The organism is Pseudomonas sp. TH39(2020) (assembly GCF_016650715.1).
GTDB lineage: Bacteria > Pseudomonadota > Gammaproteobacteria > Pseudomonadales > Pseudomonadaceae > Aquipseudomonas > Aquipseudomonas mandelii_C.
The window spans coordinates 1,602,012-1,626,412 of record NZ_JAEKFF010000007.1 but is presented as its reverse complement, the minus strand read 5'-3'; the positions used below and the strand labels follow the sequence as shown (position 1 = coordinate 1,626,412).

Here is a 24,401-nt window from a genome sequence, read left to right as displayed (position 1 = left end):
GCCTCTCACAACATTCGACAACTCATGGGGATGACTCCGATGGAGCTTTTCAATCGCGCACCTAAAGTAGTGGCCGGCATTTGCGGCCTGATTATCGCTCAACAGGGTTACGCCGCCGGTCTGGTGGAAGACAGCAAGCTCAGTGTGCTGGCCCGTAACTTTTTCAGTAATGCCGACAACCGCAGCGGCGCCGCCGACCCCAATTACACTCAGGAATGGGGCCAGGGTTTCATCGCCAACTTTCAGTCAGGCTTTACTCAGGGCACCGTCGGTTTCGGCGTGGATGCGATTGGCATGTTCGGGGTGCGGCTGGACTCTGGCAAAGGTCGGCACTACAACCCTGAAAGCAAGGCCTTCAACGGCAATATCTTCCCGACCGACAGTGATGGGCGTGCCGTGGATGAGTTCGGCAGCCTGGGCCTGACGGCCAAGGCGAAGTTCTCCAACACCGAACTGAAATACGGCACGCTGGTGCCGATGTTGCCGGTGGTGATGTCCACCGACCGCATGCTGCAACAGACTTTCAATGGCGGGCAGATTCAGTCCAAAGACCTGGAGAATTTCACTTTCACCGTGGGCCAGTTGGAGCACGTCAAAGGTCGCGGCTCAAGTAACCAGATGGGCATGTCGATTCCCGGCGCGAACAACGCGCAGACCGGCGAGTTCGTGAACAAGTTCTACTACGGCGGCGTGGATTACAAAGCGACTAAAGACCTGACGTTGCAGTACTACTACGGCAACCTGCAGGACTTCTACAAACAGAACTTCCTCGGTCTCAAATACGATATGAAGGTGGGTCCTGGCACCCTGCGTACCGACCTGCGTCACTTCGACAACCGCTCCGATGGCGCCAACGGCCACGATCCGGATTTCTACACCTTCGGTTACTACGGCAATGGCGTCACCAAAGGCAAGGTCGACAGCCGCCTGGACAGTGCGCAATTCACCTATCTGGTGAACGGCCACACCATCGCCGCCGGCCTGCAGCAAGTCAGCGGCGACAGCGATGCCGTCTGGTTGAACCAGGGTGACGGTTCTACGGCTTACTTCATGACGGAGTCGATGATCGGCAAGTTCCAGCGCGCCGGGGAAACCACCTGGCAGGTTCGATACGGTTATGATTTCGCCAGGGTCGGGGTTCCGGGCTTGAGCTTCCTCGGCATGTACGAAAGCGGCTCGAACATCCGTACCCCGACAGGTGACAAAAGCGAGTGGGAACGCAACCTGACGGTGAGCTACGTCGTTCAGCAGGGGCCGCTGAAGGACCTGAGCATTGCCTTGCGTCATGCTTCGCTACGCACTGAAGTGTCCACGCAACGGGACAGCGACGAGCATCGCGTGATCATCAGCTATCCGCTAAATATTCTGTAAAAATCGACGCACTGGGTGATGCGCATCGTCACCTAGTGTGCTCTGGCAATATCTGTCACACAGCTGTAGATGGCAGAGAAAGATTGAAAACAAAGCTTCTGAGGACGCTCTTACTGCTGGATCGCGCTGCGTCATTGTGGCCAAAGTTGTCGGTCCAACTCACTCATCAAACTGGGGATAAATTCCGACCTTGGTATCAACTGAAGATTCCACCAAGAGCCAGTCGTTTTGTAGGGGTAAAAACTCCTAAAAATAAAAAGGGGTCGTGAGATAAAATCTCGCAACCCCTTGAATTATATGGTCGGGACGGAGTGATTCGAACACTCGACCCCTAGCACCCCATGCACGCAGTACCCCTGTAAGACCTTGTGAAATGGCCGTTTTTATTGGCGCTCGCTGCAATCGAATGCCCACAAGTGCTTACAAGTGCGTGAGAGAGTCACGCAAAAGTCACGCAACCTCTCCTCCGGCGTTCTGCCGACAATCACACCTCCCTGCACCACCAAGACTGCGCATACAGGCAGCCGTCGATTGCCTCAACGCCAATCAGCACGAATATCTTGACGTATGAAGTGGCCTCCCTATGAGCGCCTCCATGCTTACCAGGCGAAAGCGGACGCCCAATCGCACCATTCATACGGCCTGAGACATGTCACCTTCCCGAATTATGGACAAGTCGCTCAACGAAGAACTCCATATGCCCTCTAGGGGTAACCGGCAAAGGCCAAGCGTCGACCTTTAAAGCGATTCCGTGAAATGCTTGGGCGCACTTCGAGTGCGGAAAGTGTTCGTAGACCGCTCGCTGCTTCTGCACAGCCTTGCGCACACTTTCGTCGTAAGGCACCGCGCCGACGTATTGTAAGGCGACGTCAAGGAAGCGATCCGTTACCTTGGTCAACTTGGCGAACAGGTTGCGCCCTTCCTGCGGGCTCTGGGCCATGTTGGCCAGGACGCGGAAGCGGTTCATGCCGTAATCGCGGTTCAGCAGTTTGATCACTGCGTAGGCATCGGAGATCGAAGTCGGTTCGTCGCAGACCACCAGCAGGACTTCGTGGGCCGCCCGGACGAGACTGACCACCGACGCGCCGATGCCCGCAGCTGTGTCAATCACCAGCACATCGAGACTGTCACCGATTTCACTGAAGGCCTGGATCAGGCCTGCGTGCTGAGTCGGAGACAAATGCACCATGCTCTGGATGCCTGAAGCCGCGGGGACGATTCGTATCCCGCCTGGACCGCGCAAAAGTACATCGGATAGCTCACAGCGACCTTCGATTAAATCGATAAGCGTGTACTGCGGGGAAAGCCCCAACAGGACATCGATATTCGCCAAGCCAAGATCGCCATCAAGCAATACGACTCGCTTTCCAAACTTCGCCAGCGCCAATGAAAGATTCACAGCCACCGTCGTCTTACCGACGCCGCCCTTTCCGCCGGTCACGGCGATAACTTGTACAGAACGCACACCATCCATGTTATTGATTACCTTCCATGTGCAACGCGTGCGAGTAGTCGCTAACTATTCCTAGATGCGCAATGGTAGCTGAAAAGTGCAGACACATGGCCACTACATGGCAATCACGCGAACCAGAACTGCCACTGCTGCAATGCCCTCATCCGCCGAGTAATCGCCTATGCCCCATTCAGACCTGCTCCCTTCCCTGCTCTTCAAGATCAACGAAAACCAACTCGCCCTCGAAGCCGCCATCCTGGAGCTTTCCAACTGGGTCGAGGCTCGCGGTTCGGCTGACGTCGCCGACAACGTACGCGGCGCTCTGGACACCATCGACAAGAACGAAGAGTTCATCAAGCTGACGCTCGCGGTCCTAATGACGCCGGAGTGACTGCTATCGGCTGGGAATTCAACCGGTCGCTGCACCTGGCATCAACTGGGTTGATCGACGACCCTAATCTGCGCCAGCCCTACCAGCTCAGCCTGCTCTAAAATCTCCTCCGGCGTCGCGTCCGCAGTGGGCATGATCAGGCTGTTCTCTCCATCCCCAAAATGCAGCTGTAGCAGGTGCATTGCCGCCTCATGGACGGGCAGCTGAGGCTGCTTTAATTCGAACATGTATGTGCGAGGCTCGCCATTGAACAGGTATTCCAAGGTGAAGTTGCGCATGGGGACATCCTCATAATGGGAGAAGTACAGCCAACTATCCTGACCTAATGGTCAGTTTTTAGCTCAAGTGTTCCACCGACCGTACATCTCTCATAACCTACGGTTCGTCGCCTCACCCTCGCCCGATCCCGCCCGCCTCGACTACTGTATATGCGAACAGTATCGATAAGGCATGGCCGTGGACCCGTACGAAATCGAAGACACCTCCGACTGGCTGGGCTGCCCCACCGAACTTGAAACGTGCACCCACTATTTGCGCATGCTGGAAAACGAGGTCCAAGAACTAAACCTGCACCTTCGGAAGGCGCGAGAGGATATCTTCGGCCTGGTGCAGATGTATGACGAAGCGATCACGCAACGAGACGACGCAATGAGCAATCTTCGGGAGAGGTCAGCTCAACTGGCAAGCGTCCGAAAGGAATTGTACAACCTCGAAATCTCGGCCAGAGGTCACAAACGCGAGGCTGAGCGGCTCAAGGGAATGCTGGAGGGCCTGACGCCCCGGCCCAAAACGATCATTTAGGTTCGACATACAGTTGCAATAATTACTATGCAATGTCTACGAAATGGCTATCATCCCCCCCACTCGATCATATTCTCCACGGAAGGTTCCCCATGAGTCGCGTTCTTATCGCCTGCGCCGTATTTTCCTGCTCTGCTGCCCATGGTGCTGACTCTATTATCTTGCCCTCGCATTCACTCAGCCAAGACTCGACCGTTTCAATCAGCCAAGCCGACCAAACCCGAATCGTCATCACGAAAAGGGACTTTGGGGATTACAAGACGTACGTGAAGCTAGAATTTAATTGCGCTGATTCCACTGTTCGTTACCTTGGATCTAGCGCTAGTCCTACCGGTTTCGACGCAGGGCTGCAGGATAAATATTTTTCGAAAGTGGGTGAGACCTTCGTGCCTCCTTCCCTGTTGTCTGAGGCATGCAAGGACACAACAAGCACGCTCACCGCTTCACAGTAAAATAGCCCTGTCTTATCCCGATCGTCATTGCGACAATTCTCGCACGTAGGTTTGGCACGCACGCAGCGCGATCAATCCCTGATCGCCGGCGTCGGTAATGGCGACAATTCGTTGAGCAAGCGCTGGGTCAAGTCGGGCACGCGTTTTTCCATGAACCACGCTGCCGGCACAGGCGGTGGCAGGCACTGATCCGCCACTGGCTGAATCCTCGGCAAGGATGACTGACAACCGCAAATCAGAAGTGGCAAGGCGATCGCGCAGGCGAGCCTGATTGGTTTGAGCATCGGTCAGTTCCTTGTGGTGGGTTTTGTCGCTGGCCGACACTCTCCGTTCGAGCGCCAAGCGCTTTTCCTGATCGGCACGAACCTGGGCAGCGCCGCGTTGCTGATGGCGGTCAGGTCGTCCTGATGCAGACCGGCCTGCTCGACGAGCTGCTTACCGTAGCGCCAGTCCTGTACCTTCCAGGCGGATGTCGCGGTGCCGGCCATCAGAACCAGAATCAGCGCCAGCAGACCGATCAACTTTTGCGCCAGCGTCATCACGGCACATCCTTGAAGAAGACGTGCCCGCCCAGCTTGAGGGTCTGCTTCGCCTTCGCTGCCCAGGCCGGTGGCGTCTTCATAGCGATTGCGTAATAGTGCGTGGCCCCTCCGGTGGGATCTGGCACCTTGCCGTCGATCACCTGATCAGCAACGATTCGTGCTTGAGCCAATTCGCGGAACGGGATCTGCTTCAGGCCGATCAGGAACTGGTAGTTCGGGTCGGTCTTGTTCCAGCAGCTAAACTGATACGGCTTTTGGCACACTCCGGCGTAGCCCTCACCCCACCATGACTTTTCCTTTCCATCGTTCACGCGGTTGCGGATCGTCCAGGCCACGGCGATCTGGCCGGCCAGGCTCTCGCCCCGGGCCTCACCCCACAACGTGCGCGCGAGGATGTCGCGGTCTTTCTCGGTTGCAGTCATCACTTTTCTCCAGGCAAAAAAAATCCCGCTCGATGGCGGGTGCTTTGTGCGACGTAGGCGCGTTACATCAGGTCTGCGGCGCGAGCCTCAGGGTCGGCGATGATCACGGGGGCCGCGGGCTCGACGGGCCAAACAGGAGCGGCGTACCAGGTTGGCTGAACGGTGACCTTGCCCAAGGCAAACTTGTAGGTCTTCCAGGCCGCAATGCTGATCAGCAGTGCTGCCTGCTCTGCCTCGTCTTCTTCTGTCGCCTCGCCAGCATCAATGCCGTAACCGATCGTATCGATGCGATCCTGAATGCGGGCTATCTGCGTCACCGCCTTTGCGTTCCTTGCCGATAACTCTGCCCTTGCGGCGGCAAGCTGAGCAGCCTGGGCGGCGGCGTCCTTCATGGCTTTGGTAATTAGCTGGGACCAGTCGATGTTCATACAATGCCCTCTGATACTGCTTCGACTTCTGGCTCTGGTAGAGGTCTGGGAAACACAACCTGTCCATCCGGTAGGTTTTCCAGCGGCACCGGGAACGCCTGCTCGGGGCTGTAATTCCACGGGTTTGGAAGCAGCAGGGTGAGAGTGAGTTCGCCTTCCACCTTTTCGACATCACCCGCGAACCATTCGGAGTTGATTGCCGAGTTGGCCAATGTGTCGCCATCGCGCATCCTTGAGAAATCGAACACCTGCCCATTCACCGTCAGAACGCTCCCAGCCTTGATAACTTCCAGCGTATCGTCGCGGCGCTGTGGTGTGAGAATGATATTCATCAAAACCATCTCCCGTGAATGACGTAATCGGTTGTTGGTACGGCTGAGCCGCTCGTTCCGCTTGGCGCGGCGTAATAAATATTGGTGATCGCCGAAGTCCCAAGCGTGGCGGCTGCCACGTAAGCGGAAAGTCCGCTCACGTCCCCATTATTGGTATGGAAGGCAATTCGCCCAGAGACGATCGGCGCCGGTATGCTCACATTAGGAGAAGATGCGTATCGAACCCCGACCCCCGTTGTCCAGGTCAGACCGGCCAGGCTCATTCGGCCTGACAGCACGATTGTCCCGTCGGCGTACTTGGTGAACTCACCGGCAGCATTGCTCCCGCGCTCGATGATTGCCCCGGTCGGAGAGCCGCCCGATTGGGATACGGTGCCGACCATCGGAGCAACAGCGGCGGAGCCCAGGCCCAGCCCTGTTCTGGCCGCAGACTGGCTTGTTCCACCGGTACCGCCCTGTGACACAGATAACGCCGTAGTTAACCCAGCAAGCGATGTAATATCAGAGTTTGCGCCAGACTTTGCGGCGACCAATGTAGAGCGCGCACCAGCTGCGTCCGTGTCATTGAGAAGCCCTTGGGCGAACGGTGCAAGGTCGGTGATCCCGGTCCCTCCTTTGCTCGGCGGCAGGACATCGTAGTTGCCGGTCGTACCGAGTGCAGCCAATTTGGCGCCGTAGGTATTGACCAAGGCTCTCAGCGTATCGGCTGAATCCTTCACGTAGCCTTGCAGTGGCGCCAGCGCGTAGCTGCCTGATGCATTGGTCGCACCTTGAAACGGCGGCGAGATCGACATCGCGGTATCGCTGACGATGTTGGTCACCTCGTACCAGCCGCCGTCGGGACCGCGAAAGCCATCGCCCACGCGGCCATTGGCTATAAAAGCGGTGCCGGTACCGATCACGGCATTGGAATTTAGGGCGACAGAGACCGTTCCTGATTTGTACCAGGGCATTGAGTATCTCCAGAATGAATAGGTGCGAAGCGGAAGAAGTCAGGCCAGTAATTTGGCGCAGAGGAATGGACGGTGACCTTGGTCAGTCCAGGCAGTTGTTGCGAGGCTGTACATCATGATCCGGCCATTGGCGTAATCGACGCCAAGTGCGCAACCGCCACCCGACGCATTGTTGTGGCAGTTCATGGCGAAAGGGTTCAGGGAGACATACTCGCCTGAGCCGAGCATCTTGTTAATTCCCCAGAAATAGCGGTGACCCACGGTCAGTTGCTCGTCTCCGAGGTACGTCCAGTTTCCTGCCGCGAAGGTCACGACAACCGCCGGCGCGCCACTGTCGTAAACAAGCGCCGCGTTCTGGTCCCACAACCGCAGTCCATAGGCTGCCGTACCCATGGACGCCCAGGCGGCCACGAAATACTGACCGCTTAACGTGGCGTTGACGTTGGATGCCTTCATGGTGAACCCGGTCCAGTTTCCCGGCCCGCCGGTGAACCACACCGATATCGGAACCTGGATCGCCCCCTGATCCGGTCGAACGAACACTAGCGGCGGGTCCTGACTTGTGATTGCTCTGGCAAACACCCCCGACGCATTGGTAGTCCCCGAATACGCCCCTTTGGTGAGCATACAAAGTCTAGGGGCTTCGGCGTCAATCTGAACAAATGCATTGTCGTTGATGCTCTGAAATCCAAAACTCATGTCGAGTACCTTATCGCGTAGGCCTTGGCGGCAACCGTTGAGCCGATAGTGGAAGCACTTGAAGATGGATTTTTTCTCCTGACAACCACCTGGCCCACCGCAGTCGTGACGAACGGATAGGACTTTTGGTTCCCGCTCCCGTCGGTTTCGGATGACTGCACATCCTGTGCCCTGGTCGGAATGATCATGAACACGCAGTTGGCCGGGTTGAACCCCGGAATGCTCAGCGTGTAGTCGGGCGCGACTCCACTGAAGTCGATCACGCCCTGCCAGATCACCTGGTAGGTGAAGCTGTTGGTGTCCATGGATAGGCCACCGCTTTCATCAAAAACACGCAGGCCAAATGAAGCCATAGTTCACCCCAAATAGCCGAGACGTACACGCAACACGTTGTTGGCGTCGTAAACAGAGACATTCAGCGAGTTGATGACCAACCGCCCTTGCCCCGGAACAATGCCGTTAATTTCAAGCGTTCCGTCTTTATTGAGAATCCAGCCTTGTTGACCGGCGATGTAGTTGGTCGAGCTGATGTAGCTGCCGATCTTGGCGTTGGTGATGGTGCCGTCCGCGATAAATGCCGAATTTATGAAGACCTGCCCACCCTGCACCGCAAACGGAACCGAGATGGCACCGCCGGCGATTGTGTTGACGACAGCAAACCGGTCAGCGCTCACCAGGAACTGGCTTTGCAAGCCTGCACCGGTGTTCTCGATGCCCAGACCGATACCGGCGGCGACGTACTGCCCGCCCGCCGTGACTTGCATCTTCACCGACCACATCGTGTTCAGCTTGCCAGCGGTGTCGGCATAGGCCGTCGATGTTTGCTGAATCGCGGCGGTGTTTTGTCCCACCGACACATTCAACTGATCGATCTTCGTGGACGTTGCTGAATCGTTGGTGGCGACCACCTGTTCCAGTTCGGTGATGTTCGCCGCGTTCTCGCCGATGGCGACGTCGAAGGTAGTGATCCGCTGCGCCATCGCTTCGTTTTCAGAGGTGCGAACCTTTGATTCCGAAGCGATCGCAGCGGTGCTGGTCCAGCCCTTCAGGGCATCCGCCAAATCCCCTTCCCCACTGTCATCCCGGGAAGACGCCCGCAATGCCTGGAACGCTGTCGTTTGGGCAGTTACAACGCCATCCAGTTCGGTAATATCGTTGGTATTGAAGGAAACCTGTTGCGCCAATCCGTTCGCGGTCTCGATCGACTGACCGACATCCAGCCAGTAAGTCGCGTTCGGCGGTGGCGTGTTGATTGGCACCTCGACCTTGGCCTGAAAGATACGACCGTCCTCCACGACCATCTGGTCTTTCTCGTAAACCTGATCCGGTTTGTAAGCGGACAGGCCGTCCAGCGCATCGATCTGATCCTGCAATCCGGGAATCTTATTGATCTCGTCCAGCAGATCTTGGCCCAATTCTGTTTCAGTGATTTGCCCGGCGATCATCTCAAGGATGTCCGCTGCGCTTGCGCTGGACTGACCCTGCACGCCCATGCCGATCGGATACCATGGACCGATATTGCCGATCCGATCCACCAGCCGCGCCCAGAAGTAGAAGGTCACACCAGCCTTCAGGCCAAGCATGGAGAAATCGCTTTGCGGGTAGGACAGGTCCGTCAGCTTGGTGGCAGCCTCAAGGCTGGTCGTCGGGCCGTACCAGACTTCCGTCCGCTGCGTGTCCTCTGCCCCAGCCGGGAAGCCCCACTTCAGGTAAATGCCGAACAGCAGCGGCGTGGCCGTCAGGAACGACACCGCCGGTGGCAAACCTTCCTTCCCCTTGAGGTTGGTCAGGATCGAGTTACGCCAGATCGACGAGATATCGAAAGCACTCACCGCGCGGACGCGGGCCACGTAGGCCCCGGCGTAGATGCCGACCACGTCAACACTGGTCATCCCAGTGCGCTGCAGCTTGATCCAGTTGCCGCTGTCCTTGCGCCACTCAACGTCGTAGCCGACTGCGCCGTTCACAGCAGGCCAGGTGACGGTCATGGTGGTGACGGCGATGCCCTGGGACACAACCGAGTTTGACGTAACGGTCACGCTAGCCGGCGCCGGAACGACGGTGATCGGAATCACACTGATCGGCCGCTCTTCCAGACGCGCGCCAGTGTCGATGTAGGCGAACTTGCTCGGGTCGTACTGCAGCGCGCTGATTTCGAAGTCGCCCTCAGAGGTACGCCGGGTACTTAACACGCGGTAAAGCGGGATCGCCAGATCATCGGCGTCCAGTGCCCATTGAAGCTGCGGCAGTGGCGGCTCGCTGTAGTTGGTGGTGACGGTCACTGCGCGACCACTGACGCTTTGCACGGTGCGGCCCTCAGCCCGGCCACCCGGCAGGTTGATGATCAGGCGATCGCCAGCCATGGCTTGGGTGTCACGGTCCAGCGTCACAACGCGGCCGGATGCCGCAGAGATGCGCCCGCCCACCTCTCGCCCCGCCAACAGCGAATCCGCTATCGGGATGATGTGGCCAGGAAGTGGAATCACGCCCTCCATGCCGGTTTTGAATGAGACGGTGCGGTCCTGGTTGTTGCTCAGGATCGCCCACTTGCCGCGGCGCTGGGCTTCCGATGCGCGAGTGCAACCAATGGCGCTGAGCTCGGTCGGCTTGTCACCCATGCGGCGCTGAAGGTCCAGATCAGCAAACGGGATGACGTCAGTGTCATAGTTGTTCGCCGGGTTGTCGTAGCTGACCAGCGCCCGAGTGTAGCGGGTCTTCGCCGAGGCGCTGCCGTACGAAAACTTCCCATCGATGACGTTGGCGCGGGTGAACACATAGTCAAAGTCCTGCGCACGCGGCATATCCGCCTGCATCACCAGTTGGCCCTGAGCCCAGTAGGTCATGCCACGGTAAATGGCAGAGATGTCGTGCAGCAGCGACCAGGCATCAGCCTTGCCTTGCAGGTTCATGTCGCAGAGGAAGCGCGGCTCTACACCGCCGAGGCCATTCGGCACCAGCTGGTCGGCATATTGCGCAATCCGATAGAGCTCCCACTTGTCGACCATGAACGACTTGATGCGCTTACCCAGGCCGAAGCGGTCTTCAGTACAAACGCCGTACGTGATCCAGGCCGGGTTATTGGTCCAGGCCTGTTTCATGGAGCCGTCCCAAGTCCCGGTGTAGGTCCGCGCTAGCGGGTCGTAGTTGCTCGGCACCTGCCACCTGCGTGCACGGCATTTCACGGTGACGGCTGGAATGTTGGTGAACTGCTCGGCATCAAATTCGATGTAGAGCAGCGCGGTGTTTGGGTACCGCAGCTTTGCGTCGATCACCTCGGTGTAACCGGCGATCAGCATCGTGTCGGCGATTTTGTTGCTGTTCTGGTTCGGCGTCAGGCGGCGGACGCGGATCTGCCAGCCGACGGTGGCGTCCGGCAAGTTGATGCGCGGCGAGCGCTCGTACCGCGTGGTGGTCTTGCCATCCACAGCGTCTACCAGCACCTGCTGATAGGCGCCGCCGTCGGTGGCCACGTCAATGGCGTAGTCGATTCGGTACCCGCCGACGTTGCCTTCATCGTCTTGCTGCTGAAGCGCCGGCCAGGCCAGGCGCACGCGCACGGCAGACAGCTGGATGTTGCTGATCGATCGCACCCACGGGGAATCGCTGCGCAACTCCACGTTCAATGAGGTTTCGTTCTCGACTGCGGGAATGCCCGGAATATAGGTCTGATCGACAGAGCCTGAGCGCCAGTCCCACTTCACATTGGGGAAGTTGTAGTTGCCGCTCGCGTCCCGGATCGGGGTGTTATCCAGATAGATGTCGTAATCGGTCGGGATTTCGTCGAACTCGCCCTCGCCCACGGCGATCAGCAGCTTGGCCAGGTTGGTCGAGCGCAGGCTATCGCTGGCCTCGGTCGGCGACTTCGGCTTGCTGTTGCCGCCCTTCTCGCCGTGGATGTCGATCTTCTGTGCTGCGCCCATGCTTTCCTCCAGGCGAAAAAAAACCCGCCGGAGCGGGTTTTATCTGTTCGAGCTATCTGCACTGTCAAAACAAATCAGCAGCAAAATGCGCTGCTACAGTCCTTTACCATTATCAAATGCAATTTCTAACGTTCGGTTGTAGGCAGGATGGATACGATCCAGCTTTTCGATGAAATCAGCGTAAGTGTCACTGAGTTTCATCATGGTCAATACCGAGGACATATGTTCTCTAAGCTTTGGATGACCCAGGTCACTCGTCAATTTCTGAAACAGCTTGTGCTTTCGGGCGCCGCTATCAGCTTTCGGGCTAGCTGCTTTCAGTTCTTCGAGAACCTTTGGAGCAAGTCGGCGATAGATTATGTCGTTTGTGAGATGACCAAAATACTGTGGCCTTTTTACGCTGTCTTCAGGAAACGCAAGACCTCTGAGCCGAAAAAGGTGCTCGTAGAATTCGTCTGGAAATGTCTTGATCCATGGTTGTAACTCTTTAGCGATGTATCGCTCCAAAATTTCGGCAAGAGCGTTTGCCGCTCGATCACGCTGAAATCCGGTAGCCTCGTCGACAAGTGCAATAATCCCGACGTGAGCCAGCGCCCGCATGATCAGCTTGGCTTTTGCTGCAATTTGTTCCTGCCTCGCTCCAAGAACACCCGCCTCCTGTGCATCCATCCAAACATCACAGATTTTAGGTATCAAATCCGCCCTTATTCCGTGTGCAGTCCCGCCTGTCTCTGTCCTGTACTTCAAAACAAGCTCGTGCACATCGCCCAAATGCTTGTTTATAAATGGTTTTAGGTTTTTAAATGCCAAATAAAGCGGGATTTGTGCACTGTCCTCACTACGCTCCCGTCGTACAGAAAGCGCGCCGCTACGATACATACCCATGCTGTTCATAAAATCGGTTTCGGTGAGAACTCGACTGCCGTCTGAGAGAACAGCACATGGAATAACCAAGTCCCCCAACGTCAAACTGCCACTATATTCCGCAAGTGGAGCACTCCATCTCTGCTTAGCGGCATTGGATGCAATGGTTTTCCGCTCATCAGCGGTAAGAGATTTAGCCCTAGCCAAACCGCCTTTAGCTTTTCCTGTTGGCTCGCTCATGCTTGCACTCCGATTTATATGCTTGCATATAAGCAGAGCAATGCAAGCACGTCAAAATATTTTTGCAAGCATACTTTCAAGTTTTGTCTTCGGCGTAGATCGATGCGGAAATGATCATGCCGCCCCACCGGCGTTCGCCAATGCAGATCGGTACTGGGTTGCCACTGGCTGTGGTGTTTTTGGCGGAGCCGAATGCATACGACGGCGAGTTCTCGGGGGATGCGCTTTGCTTGAGACCTGAGGCCTGGGGACTGAGCATCTGGATAACACCACCGGCAATCAATGCAATACCAGCGGGAGCCAGTGATGGAAACCAGATACTGGCAACCAGTAGTACCGCCCCAAGAACGGTTTGAAGAATTCCGCCGCGCTTGCTGCCTTCAACGACAGGAACAACCCGAACTTCGCGAGTGCCGGACAAATCAAAACCGGCCATACCGACGTTCTTTCCGTTTCGGAAAATTGCAAAGCGCATCCCTAAACGATCAAGGCGCCTGATTTCTTCTTCAAAGCCTTCGATCGTACACTTCAAGGCCTTGAACAGCTCCCAAGATCTACCCGAGTCCAGCTGACGACGGTGAATGCGTCCGAACTTCTTTGCAAGCGATCCGGACAATTTGATCGTGGTCATTGGTTGGTAATTGATTGCGATCGCGGCCATGTTTTCCTCGGACATAAAAAAACCGCCTGCTGAGGCGGTCATTGGACACTTATGATTCAGAGACAGCTTTTGACTGCCGATTCGATACCACTTCTACCAGGCATAGCAGACCAGGCCATTCGCTGATGAAGCGTTACAGAGCTGCCACTTGAGGTCTTTTTGATTTCTAGCAGTTCATCGGCCATGTTGTTGCTTGCCACCCACAACCGATACCCAGTTTCAGTTTCGACCATCGACGAATCAGTGCGTTCTGATTGCCACTTAGGGAATACGCACAAGGCGTATCGCTTCGGGTCCTTTGTAGTGGAGGTCTTGACGCTTGGATCATTTTTTTCTAAGTCGCTCGGCGACACACACCCAGCCAGCAGCATCACCGTCACCGCCCCTATCAACATCCGCATGTCGTTCCCTCATCTTATTTGGTTGAAGCGGCTTTATTTGAAGCTCGACGGAATGGGTGGCACTTCGACAACCTTCCCATCCACCATTCTGAAAGAAATCACACGGCTCGCACCGGTCATCCCGTTTGCATGGCTCCAAATCCACATCTGGCCATCTGCCCGGGAAACCACTGAGTACGGTGGGCCCATGATTTGGGTGACCTGATCCTCAGTCATTCCGATCTTCACTTTCCTAGCTTCATCATACGAAAAATCTGTTCCGGCACAGCCCGAAAGCACCAGCGTCAGAATGGCAGCGGCGGCGAAATTGGTAATCCTCATGATTCTTCCTCGTCCTGAAAGCGAGCGACTGTAGCAGCCGACTTTATCGCCAAGCAGCTTCAGCGCTGATCGATCTCAATCTTCTGCGTCGGATCAGGGCTGTACTTCTGACGTTTTAGCTGCGGATCGTTTTTAGCCAGGCAAAAGAAATAGATCTCAGCCTCCCCGCAACCGCCATGCAATGCGCACTCACTCGCCTGCATGTGATCAAGCAGGATTTCCCTGTCCTGAGACTCACAAAATACGTTCGCCTCTTTCAGGGCCTGCCCTTTAGCAGACGCCGGGCCGCCGAAAGGAACACGAGTAGAAATCGTGTAGGTGTCCGGGCCAACCTTAATTGGGCCGCTATCGGTACAGCCCGAAAGCAGCGTCAGAGCCAAGGCTCCTACGATCCATTTCATGCAGGTCACTCCTGTGGAAAGCGCCAACCATATCACCGGTTTGCGCCTGTACGAACCGTATGCGGAATGAAACTCTTATCAGTGGAGCCCCCCCCGCAATTGCTTGTTCCACCCCTATAAACGATTTGTTGGCTAACAGCTGACCTGGCGCAATTCAAGCCTAGAAAGATGAACATACATTCATCCAGCCGCAGTCGTAGGTGTCTACCCTCAAGGTTCCGACATAGTGAATACAGGAGTAACCCACCATGTTCTCGCACGAAAGCATCCCGCTTATTTCGCTCTCCATCATCATGCTGCTTTGCGTGCTTGGAGCCGTTCTTCACCCCGCACACGCATTCTGGGGCTGGATTCAAAGGCGCAGAAGTAAATCCATTTACGATCGCACGGAGCAAGTGAGGAAGCTTTATTCTCGCTGAGTGATGTCCAAAGAGGCCCGGCAAAGTCCGGGCTTTTTGTTGCCTGTACGAATCCCCAGTAACGCCCCACAACCGACCAATAGTAGCCTTCTGCCTCCAAACGCATTGGAAGCAAACAAAATGGCAAAAGGTGACATCCTAAAAGCGGCCCTAAGCAACCCCAATAGAGGCCCCCATCAAACGGCTCTTATTCGGTCAGCAATTTATAAAGAAATGGAGCAATTCACAGCTACGAGAAGGCTTCCGCCCTCACTGGATGCTAGCGAAATTTGTCGTATTCTCGCTCCAATCGACCGTCATCTCACGCCTGATGATTATGATCGACTTCATAAATTTTCCGACTTTCTCGCAGTAATCGACACAAGCCCGAATGCACACCCTGGCTATCACTTGCTGGGTGAAAAGCTTTCAGCTGACTTAGGGCTTTAAGACTCATTCTCCAGTCCTTTGCCTGCAAGCCCAAGGACTGGGATTGCGCCAATTTCGGCGCGGATAGGACCTGGAGGTCAACTGTGAGAGAAGGACAAACACAATTCCCATATCTGCTGATAACTGATCATCCGGAGGTGATGGTGATCATCTCTTCGGTTTCAATAAATAGGCAGTTTGTAGGCGATACCGGGATTTATTCGTTCTGGACAGAAAAGCCCTATGCTGAACTGTTTTCAGCGTTTAGCGCGGAACGAAAAGGCTTCGCGCTCGTACAAGTAGAAGAAGCTCGATACAATTTTGCCGATGGCAAATTGTCGGGAATCATGGGTCACATTAACTGAGTCGTGACCGCCCGCCGGTCCAGAGTACCTTGCCATCGATGACCTCGATCTTGGATCCCTCGGCCATTCGATAAGGCCCGCTGAGTACGTACTCAGCGCGGCCATCATGAACATCAATCACAACTGGCTCTCGATTAGGATTGGCAAAGCCTCGACGCCAAGCGATGCCCGGGGCAAATGGATCTTGCTGATTCATAACGCTCTCCCGCGGACTTGCCGCGTCATGTGTTTGGTTGTGCATCGTTGTGCCTGAGGATCAGGCGCGTTCGGTCCAGCCAAGGACCGCCGAAGACGATGATCTCGCTCGGGCGCCCGTACAGGTGGTGCAGCAGGAACGGACCTGGGCCGAAGGTTGCCGAATCCTCGTCTGGCAGTGTCGGATCAGTGCCGAGGAAGATCCCGGCATGGTTTGGGTAAACCGTCCGCCCTACTTCCATCACGATCATGTCGCCACGTTGCGGCTGGTCGACCTTATAGAAGCCGGCCGCCTCGTAGTTCGCTTCGTACAGGCTGGTGTTGTCGGTGCTTTCCCACCAACCATCCGCGCGCTTGAAGGCCTCAAACTCCAACCCCCACTCACGCTTGTACCAGTCAGCGCAGACCTGCCAACAGTCCCAGGCACCGTGCACGAACGGTCGCTTCAGCAGCGGAACATCGCCCGTCGGCATTACGGTTCGCAGGTCGCCCTCGGGCCAGCTGATGATGTGCCACGGCATCGCGGTCGCTTCGCACATGGCCAGGTCCCGCGGCGAAGGTCTGCTCGTAGCATCAGGATGCGAGTGAACGATGCCGATCACTTCACCCTGGTCTTCCGCTGCGGAGTACTCCTCCGGATCGATCCGAAACTCTTCGTTCGGCTCGATTGAGATGTTCCGGCACGGGTAATACTGCTGCTTGCGGCCAATGCCCAGCAGCACACCGCAACACTCTTTCGGGTACTCGGCGGCTGCGTGAGCCTGGATCGCGTTCAAAATGTGCTTACGCATGGTCAGCTCCGGGCGATCAGTGAAACAGCAGGGAATCCACCAAACGGCAGTGGGTTGCCCTCACCGAAGCGCGGAATGCAACCCCGACCCAGCGTGGCGTCGCACTCATCCAGTTCTGGGTTATCAGTAACAACCCCGTCCTTCGTCACGTACGGTCCGGTGTAGTTGCAGTTCGGCCCACGGTAGCCGCCGGTGAGGCACCAGTGGCACAAGGTGGTTGCCTGCCGGCCAATGGATTCACCGCCGACATCACCCGGGCTGGCCAACTCCCAGCTGACCGTCTCCCCGTCCTCGTTCGTCTTCTGGTCGATGTACCAGACCTCGATCGTCTCCTGGGTCGGATCAGCACCAGGATTGCCAGCCGGAAAGTTCTCCGCGTCCAGGTACGTGCCCAGGGTGTGGTGCATTGTCAGCTTGAACTCGAGCAGATCATCGAATGCCAAGCACAGCGCAGTGATGCGTCCGTTGACATTGCCGACCGACAGCGAAGGCCGTACCGCTGTGCCGTCGCCATTGGCCTCGATGCCGTCGATCTGCATTGGCCAGGCGCCGTACTCGTTGCCCTGGAACCAGATCGGCTTCGCGGGTAGTTGGTCAGCATCTGCGCCGGCGGCGATCAACTCCTCAGGAGTATGCGGAATAGCGTGCCCGTGGAAGCGCAACACGTCCGCCCCATAATCCGAGCCGTCCAATTCAAAGAGCAGCACTTCGCTGCCAGGCTCTAGGACCTGGATGTCAGTGATCAGTGGCATGGGTGCCCCTTATGGTTGGAATGCACGGTCGAAAGTGGCCGTGAGCTTGAATGCGCCCCCGCCCATCGGGGTAGGAACCGGCTTTTTGCAGGTAAACAACCCCAGTTCACCGAGTGGAGTGGTCCAGAGAAACGCCTTGGCGCCGGCATGCCGATCAAAGAACGCCATGATCTCCAGCACCTTCGTCTTTGGCCCGGTATAGGAGATCGGATAGGAGTCCTGTTTGTTGTTCGGCCCGTCGCCGGACTCCTGTTTGTAACCGTCACCAAACTGGGCAGTACGCACTCGATAGGTGATATCGGGTGCGTCTCCATTTTGTGTTGGCCAGGTGAAGCGCTCGATCGCCATCAGGCTCTCCCATTAACGTTTCGGAAACTGACGCCGCCCGCACGCCATGATTCGGCTACAGCTCTTTCTGCCGCCGCCTTCATTTGCGTTTGGAGGTTCTGCTGAAGTGCTTGCTGGTCGATCTGCATGCCTTCCGAGCTTCTGTCCTGCGTGATCACGCTGACCGGTGCGTTGATGCTGATTGACGAGCCTCCACCGCTGCTGCTGATGGCCGCGACGCCGGGCCCTGCACCGGAAGTCAGCGGAGTGACGCTGCCGCCATTTGCGCCAGTCATGAGGAAGGACTTGCCGCCCTCGTTGTACAGCTCCGGCCCCAGCTCGTTGACCTCATACAGAGAGTTGGGGGCGACAGGTCCGCCGGCCGCTCTGTAGCCAGAGAAGTCGACGTTGGTGTATCCGGCCTGAGACGCTCCTGCGGCTGACGAAGCAGCACCGGCAGAACCGGAGGCCAGCCCGTTACCGCCACCACCAACGAAGTAGTTCGTTGCAGCGCCCACCAAGCTACCCAGCAATGCCGAACTGGCCTGCCGGGTTGCAATGCGCGCCATGTCGGCCAAGATCGATTTCGCGAAGTCACCGAACGATGCCTTCCCGGTCATGGCGAAGTTGACGATCGAGTCCTCCATGGAGCTAAACGCATTGGTGAACAGGTTCCGAGTTTGGCCGGCAATGTCCCGGGCGGAGTCCAGGTAATTGGCCCAGGCCGATGTCGCGCCCTTCGTCCAGTCACCCTGCGCCACTTCGACATCGGCATAGTTCTGCCGGATTTGGTCGGTTGCCTTCTTGTTCGCATCTGCGAGCGCCCGCGACTTCTTCTCGAACTCGTCGGGGTCCATCTTCCGTGATGGGTCAGACTGCTGATTGGCAAGATCCAGCACCTGCTGAGCAAACCGGTCTTGCTGGCTGTTCAGCTCGCCGTTGAGCGCATTCTGCCGATCCCCCTGGCCGACGCCATTGACTGCGCGCTGCCCGGCAAGCTCCAACGCTTTCTGCTGCTGCCCTAGGGCTGCAACGTACTGGTTGATCGCGTACTTCTGCTTGTCGAGACGACCGGTCTCGGCGGTGGCCAGCACTTCCTGTTGGCTGTCGGCATCCTTCTGCGCCTTGACCATGGCTGTGCGTGCGTCAACGATCTTCTGGTCCAACTGAATACGCTGCGCTGCCGTGGTGCTGGACTTGTTCTTTACAGCTTCCAGCGCCGCGATCTCGGCCTCGTATGCAGCCGTGACTTCATCCCGTTCGTTGCCGATCAGGCCATCACGCTTCTGCGCGTACTCCGCCTGGGAGATAAGCCCGGCCTTCTGCTGAGCATCCAGTTGCTTCTGGGCGTTGCTGTAATCGGCCAGAATCGCCGTGAGTTGGTTCTTGGCATCGTTGAAGCCGGTCAGGTCGACGCTGCCAGCAGCTACGGCGGGATCTTTATTCTTGTCCTTGATGTTCTGGATTGTCTTCGCCACGTAATCAGGCTTGACCAGCGGGCTATCCGGGTTCGCCTTGCGAAGATCGTCGACTGACCGCTGATACTCCTTGATCAGCTTGTTGCGCTTTTCGGCATTGGTGAGGTTTGAATCGCTGATCGCCTTCAGCTTTATCTCAGCCTCAATCCCTTCCTTCTGGGTGCGAGTTTGATCACTGTCAAACTTCGCGTTGTCCTTCTGGGCCACCTGCTTGTCTTGCAGCAGGTTCAACTCATCCTGTAGCGATTCCATTCGCTTTTTCGCATCGCCATCCTCATAGCCTGTGCCCAAGGTAGATTGCAGATACGCCAACTTTTGGGTGATTTCGGTGATGCGCAGTAGGTCATCCTGATCACGACCGACGTTTTTCAGCGCATCCAGTGTCTTCGCGGTTTCACCTCGAATCGCGAGCCAGGCTTTCTCAACAAGCCCGAGGTTCTGAATGATCTCGCCAGCGCGCCCCTTCACCGCGTCCGCATAACTGTCGGTCAGTAGCTTTGATGCCCCAATCTCATCGCCTTGCTCCTTCAGAGCAACGATCTGGGCATACACCGCTGCGGTCAGAAAGTGGTACTGATCGTTCAGCGACTTCGCCGCGGCAACCGGGTCATCCGCAATCTTGACGAACTCCGCGACCGTAGCGTCGACAGACTTGCCGGTGGCTTTCTCCATCGCCAAGGCGGCTTCTGAAATCTCGACGAAGCTTGCACTGGCGATCTTTCCATTGCCTGCCAGGTTCGCCAGCACATCAGCTGCAGCGCCTGTCGTGCCCACTGTCGCGCTGATCTGCCGCGCCATTTCGGCGAGCTCGCCAGCATTGGTGCCGGCGTAATTGCCGGTCAGGATCAGCGACTTGTTATATTCCTGTGCCTCCTTGCTGCCTTGGTAATAGGCGTTGGTAAGTACGGCAAGCGCGCCTGCGGCCAAGGCAATAGGCGCTGCAATCGCTGCAAATCCGATTGCAGCACTGCCAGCACCAGCACCCAGTTGGGCCACGGCTCGCACACCACTGCCCCAGTCGCCCGAGGACAGGGCATTCCCTAGCTGTACGACGTTTTCCTGCGCCTGGCGGGTGCCGAGTTTCAATTTGTCGAAGCCGGTGGCGACTTCCGTCAGGCCCGCCCTGTCCTTGCCGATCTTGGCCAGTGACTCGTTGTAACGGTTTGCATCAATGATGCCCGCCTCATGAGCGGCCTCAAGCGCTTTCTCCTGAGCCTCTAACTTGGCCAGCTTCGCGGTCACCGGATCGATGCCGTTGACGGTGCGTTTCAGCGCTTCGATCTGATGGTTCTCTGCATCGATCAAACGTTGCTTCTGCGCGACTTCCTTCGCTTCGGCTTTTTCGATCTTGTCGTAAGATTTACCGAGGCGATCCTGATAAGCCTCCTGCTGCTCAATGGTGACCAGCCCGCCCTTCCGTGCGCGCTCCAGCAACCCTTCCGCCTGAACTAATTGCTCCATGCTGCCGATGTTGCCGGACATTGCCTTGTCGAGCTGGCTGATGATGGCGATTTCGCTGGTAGCACTTGCACCGGATTTCCGTCTTGCCTCGGTCTGACGCTGAGCGGCGCCAGTCGATTTGTCGATCTCCTGAGCAACTTCCCGCTCGGCCTGGACGATCTTCTTGCCGGTGTCGGCCAGCCCGGCCCCGGTCTTGCCGAGGTCGTCGATTGCCTTTTCGGCATCAACAGCCGAATCGACCAGTTTGTCCAAATCGCCAGCGGCCTTGACTGCCGACGACGAATTGACCTCGATGCCCAGGGACGCGAAGTTGGTGGTCATTTACTGTCCCTCTGTTCCGCCATCACCCGCAGGGCTTCGGCTTCCATGATGCGGATATCCGGGAAAATATCGGTGGCCTGGGCTCGGGTTAAACCGAGGAAGCCCGCGACATCGCGGATTGACGTGTAATCCAGACCGGTAGCGCCGCACGCGCCTGTACGCCACTGGGTGCTCATGGCCTCGAAGACCTGGAACGCAGGCCAGGTGTCTGGCCAGACTTCGGCCTCGTCGCCGTAGTCTTCAGCCGAGAACCCGAAAGCATCCTGGCCTTGGATGGTCGGCTGATAGAGGGCGCGCGCGACGCTGATTAGTTTCCCAAGCGGGCCTTGCTGTATGCCTCGGAGTAGGCCGCCAACACCGCGCTGGGGGTGGCGCTGATCGAGCTGACCAGGATGCGGAGGTTTTCGTCGGTGAAGTCTTCATCGACATCCCAACCAACGACAATTGCCTTGAGCTGTTCCACCTGGAGGTCAATCAGCAGGTCGGTGAATTGCTCCAACCCAGTCTCTTCTGATTTCTCCCCGAGCGCCTTGTGTCGCTCCCCCCAGCCGGCATAGAGGGTGGCCAGCTCGGCACGGTCGCGATACTTGAACTCGAACCCCACTTTCACAGGATTGCCACCGACCGTAGGAAGCATCACGTCAGCTTTGAAGGTGGGGTTCTGGATCAGTTTGAACTTGGCCATGAATACCCCTTATGCGCCGTAACGGATGAATTTTGCGACCACGGCGAACACGGCGGTGACTGCCATGATGTTGTTCTTAGTCAGCGAGGGCACGTTATCGAACGAGGCGAAAGCGTTGTAGGCGATGACGCCACCCGAGGCGAGGTTGATACGCACCGCGCGGGGCTTTTTGTCGTCGTCAGCTTCCAACAGCACGTCGTTGTGTGGAAGTTCCGGGTCATCGGCCATAGTCAGCGTGAACGACAGCGCCGACTTGGACGTCGGGATCTGGTGTTCATCGTCTTCCTCGAGGAACGAGTAGGTGACGTTCTGTTGCTCGCCGCCGGACTTGCTCGACTCCGTGACCTGGCTGATTGGCACCCAGCTCAGAATCTTGCGAACCGAGCCGCCGCCCGCACCAGCGATGAAGCGTGCTGCATTGAGCGTATTGACCGACTCAAGCACGAACGAATCAGTGGTCGCGGTTTTGACGCGAACAACACGGTTGCTTAGGCGAGCCCAGCCGGACGTGACTTCAACAAAGTCGCCTGCTTCAAGGTCGTGGCCCGCCGACGACACAACAGCTTCGGTTGCATTGGTGATCGCGGTAAAAATGATCGGCGCGTCGTACGAAGCCGCAATACCGACCGTCGAGCCATTGGGTAGAAAAACGCTCATGGGGTTTCCTCTTTTCAGAAATGACAGAACCCGCTCAATGGCGGGTTCTGGGTTTGCCCAATGGGCGGATTAGTTGGTGTCGGCTCGGTACATGAACGACACGGGCACCGTGAAGGTCGTGTCGTCGGGAATGCCGGGGCCAGGGTCGACCGGGGTCATGGTCACCACGGTCAGCGCGCCCTTGGTATTGCGCTCATACAGCGGAAACAGCGCGGCGATCTGGTCAGCCAGCGCGCCGGCCGCGCCGCGGTACTTCCCGGACGGTGTCACGATGCTGACCTGAAACACGCCGGTGTACAGCTTGTGGTCGCCGCCGAGCGTGTTACTCACGGTATCGCCCGGCAGCGTGAAGGCTCGCAGGTAGGTGACGCCATCGGCGGGCGCATAGGCCTCGTTCTCGACGACGACCTTCAGCGGCACCGGCAGAGCTTTCGCCCAGGCGATCAGCTTGGCCTCGTAGATCGAGGCGATGATGTTGTGGCTCATACCTGGTTATTCCTGATGGCTTCATCGACGATCTGCTGGAACCGGGCCAATGTGATACGAACCATGCCGCCTGGTGCCTGCTTCGAATGCCCGTACTCGAGTGGTACTGCGTAGGGCAGGTTATTCACGATGTAGGCCGTCTCGCCGATGCTCAATTGCTCGACCTGAAGCTTCAGCTTGGCGAGCGTGACATTTCCAGCTGCGTCGATCTGATCGATAACGCCATCAACTGGTGATCCGATAGAAAACTGCCAGTTCCCGCGGAACCGTCCGCCGACATAGCCCTTGCCGGCGACCAGGCCGTTCACATTGAAGTTCTGGTCACGCTCGGTCTTGGTCAGGGGTTTGGCATATTTCACGCCGCTCTTCAGCTTGCCGGTCTTGGTGAAGTTGCTCGGCGTCAGCGACTTGATCACGTTGCGCACTTCGACGTGCGCGTCATAGGCATCAGCCGCCGCGGTGTTGGCCTGGCGATGTGCAACGTTGGCCGCCCAGATCTCGGGATTGCCCACTGGCGACATGCGAATGACGCTGCTGCCGATCTCAATCACGATCTCTCGGAACGTAGCGTCGAGCCCGGCCTTGGCTTGCTCAGCAAACTGGCGGATGTTCTCGGCAAAGCTGCCATTGAGACCCGAGTACTTGCTCACGATCGCACCTGCAGCTCGTACAGAATCGGCGTGCCGGCTGGGTTGATCTCTTTCAGCGGAGGAACGATTGACCAGGTGCGCCCCTGAACAATGACTTTGTTCAGCAGGCCCGGCACCCACGCCAACCCCTGCGCGGTGATCTTGAGCTTCTTGTCGCCCTGCTTGATGAGGCTGTTGGTTTGGAATTCTTGGCCGGTGAAGTCGAGCAGGATGCCTTGGGCAGTTTGCTCGACAACTGTGCCAGGGCCGGCGGTGCCGGTATCAGGATCGTACTCGCCGACGGTGATTGCCCGGATGATCACGGGCTGGCCGAACTCTGTGATCATCTCCAGAGCCATCACGGCCATTTCGTCGTAGAAGGTGGCCATGATTGCTCCTGCTCAGGTATCGGTTTATGACGCTGCTTCGAGATCCACTCCTGAGCGCAGGTATGCGATTCCCAGTGCGGGAATGAGCACACCTGAAAACAGAGTCAGCAGATCAATTTGCCGATCATCATGAAAGAAGTACAAAAGAAAAATCGATGTGATCGCAATGACTGCGATCAGTGATTGAGAAAGGAGTGGCCCAAGCGTTCGTCGTACAGCTTTTAGAGCTCGCTGCCTGCCGAATGCGCACAGGATCCACAAATAGAACCACTCAAAAATGGCAACCATTAAAATTGCCAAAGCCAATAACTTCGCAATAATCCCTGAACCAATCATGTCGTAGCCTTCCTTTGCCCATTTGGTGCGTTATTTTTTGGCTAGGATAA

At 57.0% G+C, this 24,401-nt stretch carries 31 protein-coding genes and 1 pseudogene; 5 read left to right on the top strand and 27 right to left on the bottom strand.

Features of this window, described 5'->3' with window-relative positions; all coding sequences use genetic code 11:
- Window positions 1-39: 39 nt before the first annotated feature.
- Window positions 40-1,371, top strand: coding sequence for an OprD family porin (locus JFU47_RS28055; protein ID WP_201187211.1), 1,332 nt, complete (start codon window positions 40-42; stop codon window positions 1,369-1,371).
- Window positions 1,372-2,023: 652 nt separating this feature from the next.
- Here the strand turns inward: JFU47_RS28055 and fleN are convergent.
- Complete coding sequence (gene fleN, locus JFU47_RS28050; protein WP_201187209.1) at window positions 2,024-2,845, bottom strand: flagellar synthesis regulator FleN; 822 nt, start codon at window positions 2,843-2,845, stop codon at window positions 2,024-2,026.
- Window positions 2,846-3,005: 160 nt separating this feature from the next.
- Here fleN and JFU47_RS28045 point away from each other — a divergent pair, with 160 nt between their 5' ends.
- A complete protein-coding gene (locus JFU47_RS28045; RefSeq protein WP_056740692.1) occupies window positions 3,006-3,215 on the top strand; it encodes a hypothetical protein in 210 nt (69 codons plus the stop codon).
- A gap of 41 nt (window positions 3,216-3,256) precedes the next feature.
- Here the strand turns inward: JFU47_RS28045 and JFU47_RS28040 are convergent, their stop codons facing one another.
- The gene (locus tag JFU47_RS28040) at window positions 3,257-3,493 is read right to left on the bottom strand and encodes a hypothetical protein (RefSeq protein WP_129444598.1); all 237 of its coding nucleotides are present in this window, start codon (window positions 3,491-3,493) and stop codon (window positions 3,257-3,259) included.
- A gap of 172 nt (window positions 3,494-3,665) precedes the next feature.
- Here JFU47_RS28040 and JFU47_RS28035 point away from each other — a divergent pair, with 172 nt between their 5' ends.
- Window positions 3,666-4,016 carry a hypothetical protein gene (locus JFU47_RS28035; RefSeq protein WP_129444600.1) on the top strand — a complete coding sequence of 117 codons (351 nt, stop codon included), beginning with the start codon at window positions 3,666-3,668 and terminating at the stop codon, window positions 4,014-4,016.
- A gap of 476 nt (window positions 4,017-4,492) precedes the next feature.
- Here the strand turns inward: JFU47_RS28035 and JFU47_RS28030 are convergent.
- The 13 genes and pseudogenes from JFU47_RS28030 to JFU47_RS27970 form a co-directional block, all read right to left on the bottom strand.
- Window positions 4,493-5,007, bottom strand: a pseudogene (locus JFU47_RS28030) (lysis system i-spanin subunit Rz).
- A complete protein-coding gene (locus JFU47_RS28025) occupies window positions 5,007-5,432 on the bottom strand; it encodes a cell wall hydrolase (RefSeq protein ID WP_201187202.1) in 426 nt (141 codons plus the stop codon). The pseudogene JFU47_RS28030 and the gene JFU47_RS28025 overlap by 1 nt, the downstream one beginning before the upstream one ends.
- Before the next feature lie 62 nt (window positions 5,433-5,494).
- On the bottom strand, window positions 5,495-5,860 hold the full coding sequence (locus JFU47_RS28020) for a phage tail protein (protein WP_201187201.1): 366 nt from the start codon (window positions 5,858-5,860) through the stop codon (window positions 5,495-5,497).
- Window positions 5,857-6,192, bottom strand: a complete 336-nt coding sequence (locus JFU47_RS28015; protein ID WP_201187199.1) for a hypothetical protein — start codon at window positions 6,190-6,192, stop codon at window positions 5,857-5,859. Before JFU47_RS28015 ends, JFU47_RS28020 begins: the two co-directional genes overlap by 4 nt.
- A complete protein-coding gene (locus tag JFU47_RS28010; RefSeq protein ID WP_242485169.1) occupies window positions 6,192-7,145 on the bottom strand; it encodes a phage tail protein in 954 nt (317 codons plus the stop codon). Before JFU47_RS28010 ends, JFU47_RS28015 begins: the two co-directional genes overlap by 1 nt.
- Window positions 7,146-7,184: 39 nt before the next feature.
- Complete coding sequence (locus JFU47_RS28005) at window positions 7,185-7,844, bottom strand: hypothetical protein (protein ID WP_201187197.1); 660 nt, start codon at window positions 7,842-7,844, stop codon at window positions 7,185-7,187.
- Window positions 7,841-8,149, bottom strand: coding sequence for a hypothetical protein (locus tag JFU47_RS28000; RefSeq protein ID WP_223527010.1), 309 nt, complete (start codon window positions 8,147-8,149; stop codon window positions 7,841-7,843). The genes JFU47_RS28005 and JFU47_RS28000 overlap by 4 nt, the downstream gene beginning before the upstream one ends.
- A 51-nt stretch (window positions 8,150-8,200) precedes the next feature.
- Window positions 8,201-11,764, bottom strand: a complete 3,564-nt coding sequence (locus JFU47_RS27995) for a host specificity protein J (protein ID WP_201187193.1) — start codon at window positions 11,762-11,764, stop codon at window positions 8,201-8,203.
- A 93-nt stretch (window positions 11,765-11,857) separates the two neighbouring features.
- The gene (locus tag JFU47_RS27990; RefSeq protein WP_201187191.1) at window positions 11,858-12,868 is read right to left on the bottom strand and encodes a P63C domain-containing protein; all 1,011 of its coding nucleotides are present in this window, start codon (window positions 12,866-12,868) and stop codon (window positions 11,858-11,860) included.
- 76 nt (window positions 12,869-12,944) lie between these two features.
- A complete protein-coding gene (locus tag JFU47_RS27985) occupies window positions 12,945-13,529 on the bottom strand; it encodes a tail assembly protein (protein WP_201187362.1) in 585 nt (194 codons plus the stop codon).
- A 56-nt stretch (window positions 13,530-13,585) separates the two neighbouring features.
- On the bottom strand, window positions 13,586-13,930 hold the full coding sequence (locus JFU47_RS27980) for a hypothetical protein (protein WP_201187189.1): 345 nt from the start codon (window positions 13,928-13,930) through the stop codon (window positions 13,586-13,588).
- A 33-nt stretch (window positions 13,931-13,963) separates the two neighbouring features.
- Window positions 13,964-14,251, bottom strand: coding sequence for an outer membrane protein assembly factor BamE domain-containing protein (bamE, locus tag JFU47_RS27975; RefSeq protein ID WP_201187187.1), 288 nt, complete (start codon window positions 14,249-14,251; stop codon window positions 13,964-13,966).
- A 59-nt stretch (window positions 14,252-14,310) separates the two neighbouring features.
- On the bottom strand, window positions 14,311-14,652 hold the full coding sequence (locus JFU47_RS27970; protein ID WP_201187185.1) for a hypothetical protein: 342 nt from the start codon (window positions 14,650-14,652) through the stop codon (window positions 14,311-14,313).
- Window positions 14,653-15,191: 539 nt separating this feature from the next.
- Between JFU47_RS27970 and JFU47_RS27965 the strand changes: the two genes are divergently transcribed.
- Both JFU47_RS27965 and JFU47_RS27960 read left to right on the top strand, forming a co-directional pair.
- Window positions 15,192-15,500, top strand: a complete 309-nt coding sequence (locus tag JFU47_RS27965) for a hypothetical protein (protein WP_201187183.1) — start codon at window positions 15,192-15,194, stop codon at window positions 15,498-15,500.
- A gap of 83 nt (window positions 15,501-15,583) precedes the next feature.
- Entirely contained in the window at window positions 15,584-15,844 is a 261-nt protein-coding gene (locus JFU47_RS27960; protein ID WP_201187182.1) for a hypothetical protein, read from the top strand.
- On the opposite strand, the gene JFU47_RS27955 is transcribed toward JFU47_RS27960, so the two are convergent.
- The 12 genes from JFU47_RS27955 to JFU47_RS27900 form a co-directional block, all read right to left on the bottom strand.
- Window positions 15,837-16,040, bottom strand: a complete 204-nt coding sequence (locus tag JFU47_RS27955; RefSeq protein WP_201187180.1) for a hypothetical protein — start codon at window positions 16,038-16,040, stop codon at window positions 15,837-15,839. The genes JFU47_RS27960 and JFU47_RS27955 overlap by 8 nt on opposite strands.
- 25 nt (window positions 16,041-16,065) lie before the next feature.
- Window positions 16,066-16,830 (bottom strand): C40 family peptidase, encoded by a 765-nt coding sequence (locus JFU47_RS27950; protein ID WP_201187178.1) that lies wholly within the window; start codon window positions 16,828-16,830, stop codon window positions 16,066-16,068.
- A gap of 2 nt (window positions 16,831-16,832) precedes the next feature.
- A complete protein-coding gene (locus JFU47_RS27945) occupies window positions 16,833-17,582 on the bottom strand; it encodes a phage minor tail protein L (RefSeq protein WP_201187176.1) in 750 nt (249 codons plus the stop codon).
- Window positions 17,583-17,591: 9 nt separating this feature from the next.
- Entirely contained in the window at window positions 17,592-17,930 is a 339-nt protein-coding gene (locus tag JFU47_RS27940; RefSeq protein WP_201187174.1) for a phage tail protein, read from the bottom strand.
- Window positions 17,930-21,169 carry a phage tail tape measure protein gene (locus JFU47_RS27935; protein ID WP_201187172.1) on the bottom strand — a complete coding sequence of 1,080 codons (3,240 nt, stop codon included), beginning with the start codon at window positions 21,167-21,169 and terminating at the stop codon, window positions 17,930-17,932. Before JFU47_RS27935 ends, JFU47_RS27940 begins: the two co-directional genes overlap by 1 nt.
- On the bottom strand, window positions 21,166-21,444 hold the full coding sequence (locus JFU47_RS27930) for a DUF1799 domain-containing protein (protein WP_201187361.1): 279 nt from the start codon (window positions 21,442-21,444) through the stop codon (window positions 21,166-21,168). The genes JFU47_RS27935 and JFU47_RS27930 overlap by 4 nt, the downstream gene beginning before the upstream one ends.
- A 32-nt stretch (window positions 21,445-21,476) precedes the next feature.
- On the bottom strand, window positions 21,477-21,854 hold the full coding sequence (locus JFU47_RS27925) for a phage tail assembly chaperone (protein WP_201187170.1): 378 nt from the start codon (window positions 21,852-21,854) through the stop codon (window positions 21,477-21,479).
- 9 nt (window positions 21,855-21,863) lie between these two features.
- Entirely contained in the window at window positions 21,864-22,511 is a 648-nt protein-coding gene (locus JFU47_RS27920) for a phage tail protein (protein ID WP_201187168.1), read from the bottom strand.
- 69 nt (window positions 22,512-22,580) lie between these two features.
- A complete protein-coding gene (locus tag JFU47_RS27915; RefSeq protein ID WP_201187166.1) occupies window positions 22,581-22,997 on the bottom strand; it encodes a phage tail terminator-like protein in 417 nt (138 codons plus the stop codon).
- Window positions 22,994-23,647 (bottom strand): hypothetical protein, encoded by a 654-nt coding sequence (locus tag JFU47_RS27910; protein ID WP_201187164.1) that lies wholly within the window; start codon window positions 23,645-23,647, stop codon window positions 22,994-22,996. Before JFU47_RS27910 ends, JFU47_RS27915 begins: the two co-directional genes overlap by 4 nt.
- On the bottom strand, window positions 23,644-24,015 hold the full coding sequence (locus JFU47_RS27905) for a hypothetical protein (protein WP_201187163.1): 372 nt from the start codon (window positions 24,013-24,015) through the stop codon (window positions 23,644-23,646). Before JFU47_RS27905 ends, JFU47_RS27910 begins: the two co-directional genes overlap by 4 nt.
- Window positions 24,016-24,039: 24 nt before the next feature.
- Window positions 24,040-24,351: a hypothetical protein gene (locus JFU47_RS27900; RefSeq protein WP_201187161.1), complete on the bottom strand. Its 312-nt coding sequence runs from the start codon at window positions 24,349-24,351 to the stop codon at window positions 24,040-24,042.
- Between the last annotated feature and the right edge of the window lie 50 nt (window positions 24,352-24,401).

Bases quoted from the DNA above. Each gene is read 5' to 3' on its own strand.
- JFU47_RS28055 (WP_201187211.1), top strand. From the start codon at position 40: ATGGAGCTTTTCAATCGCGCACCTAAAGTAGTGGCCGGCATTTGCGGC.
- fleN (WP_201187209.1), bottom strand. From the start codon at position 2,845: ATGGATGGTGTGCGTTCTGTACAAGTTATCGCCGTGACCGGCGGAAAG.
- JFU47_RS28045 (WP_056740692.1), top strand. From the start codon at position 3,006: ATGCCCCATTCAGACCTGCTCCCTTCCCTGCTCTTCAAGATCAACGAA.
- JFU47_RS28040 (WP_129444598.1), bottom strand. From the start codon at position 3,493: ATGCGCAACTTCACCTTGGAATACCTGTTCAATGGCGAGCCTCGCACA.
- JFU47_RS28035 (WP_129444600.1), top strand. From the start codon at position 3,666: ATGGCCGTGGACCCGTACGAAATCGAAGACACCTCCGACTGGCTGGGC.
- JFU47_RS28025 (WP_201187202.1), bottom strand. From the start codon at position 5,432: ATGACTGCAACCGAGAAAGACCGCGACATCCTCGCGCGCACGTTGTGG.
- JFU47_RS28020 (WP_201187201.1), bottom strand. From the start codon at position 5,860: ATGAACATCGACTGGTCCCAGCTAATTACCAAAGCCATGAAGGACGCC.
- JFU47_RS28015 (WP_201187199.1), bottom strand. From the start codon at position 6,192: ATGAATATCATTCTCACACCACAGCGCCGCGACGATACGCTGGAAGTT.
- JFU47_RS28010 (WP_242485169.1), bottom strand. From the start codon at position 7,145: ATGCCCTGGTACAAATCAGGAACGGTCTCTGTCGCCCTAAATTCCAAT.
- JFU47_RS28005 (WP_201187197.1), bottom strand. From the start codon at position 7,844: ATGAGTTTTGGATTTCAGAGCATCAACGACAATGCATTTGTTCAGATT.
- JFU47_RS28000 (WP_223527010.1), bottom strand. From the start codon at position 8,149: ATGGACACCAACAGCTTCACCTACCAGGTGATCTGGCAGGGCGTGATC.
- JFU47_RS27995 (WP_201187193.1), bottom strand. From the start codon at position 11,764: ATGGGCGCAGCACAGAAGATCGACATCCACGGCGAGAAGGGCGGCAAC.
- JFU47_RS27990 (WP_201187191.1), bottom strand. From the start codon at position 12,868: ATGAGCGAGCCAACAGGAAAAGCTAAAGGCGGTTTGGCTAGGGCTAAA.
- JFU47_RS27985 (WP_201187362.1), bottom strand. From the start codon at position 13,529: ATGGCCGCGATCGCAATCAATTACCAACCAATGACCACGATCAAATTG.
- JFU47_RS27980 (WP_201187189.1), bottom strand. From the start codon at position 13,930: ATGCGGATGTTGATAGGGGCGGTGACGGTGATGCTGCTGGCTGGGTGT.
- bamE (WP_201187187.1), bottom strand. From the start codon at position 14,251: ATGAGGATTACCAATTTCGCCGCCGCTGCCATTCTGACGCTGGTGCTT.
- JFU47_RS27970 (WP_201187185.1), bottom strand. From the start codon at position 14,652: ATGAAATGGATCGTAGGAGCCTTGGCTCTGACGCTGCTTTCGGGCTGT.
- JFU47_RS27965 (WP_201187183.1), top strand. From the start codon at position 15,192: ATGGCAAAAGGTGACATCCTAAAAGCGGCCCTAAGCAACCCCAATAGA.
- JFU47_RS27955 (WP_201187180.1), bottom strand. From the start codon at position 16,040: ATGAATCAGCAAGATCCATTTGCCCCGGGCATCGCTTGGCGTCGAGGC.
- JFU47_RS27950 (WP_201187178.1), bottom strand. From the start codon at position 16,830: ATGCGTAAGCACATTTTGAACGCGATCCAGGCTCACGCAGCCGCCGAG.
- JFU47_RS27945 (WP_201187176.1), bottom strand. From the start codon at position 17,582: ATGCCACTGATCACTGACATCCAGGTCCTAGAGCCTGGCAGCGAAGTG.
- JFU47_RS27940 (WP_201187174.1), bottom strand. From the start codon at position 17,930: ATGGCGATCGAGCGCTTCACCTGGCCAACACAAAATGGAGACGCACCC.
- JFU47_RS27935 (WP_201187172.1), bottom strand. From the start codon at position 21,169: ATGACCACCAACTTCGCGTCCCTGGGCATCGAGGTCAATTCGTCGTCG.
- JFU47_RS27925 (WP_201187170.1), bottom strand. From the start codon at position 21,854: ATGGCCAAGTTCAAACTGATCCAGAACCCCACCTTCAAAGCTGACGTG.
- JFU47_RS27920 (WP_201187168.1), bottom strand. From the start codon at position 22,511: ATGAGCGTTTTTCTACCCAATGGCTCGACGGTCGGTATTGCGGCTTCG.
- JFU47_RS27915 (WP_201187166.1), bottom strand. From the start codon at position 22,997: ATGAGCCACAACATCATCGCCTCGATCTACGAGGCCAAGCTGATCGCC.
- JFU47_RS27905 (WP_201187163.1), bottom strand. From the start codon at position 24,015: ATGGCCACCTTCTACGACGAAATGGCCGTGATGGCTCTGGAGATGATC.
- JFU47_RS27900 (WP_201187161.1), bottom strand. From the start codon at position 24,351: ATGATTGGTTCAGGGATTATTGCGAAGTTATTGGCTTTGGCAATTTTA.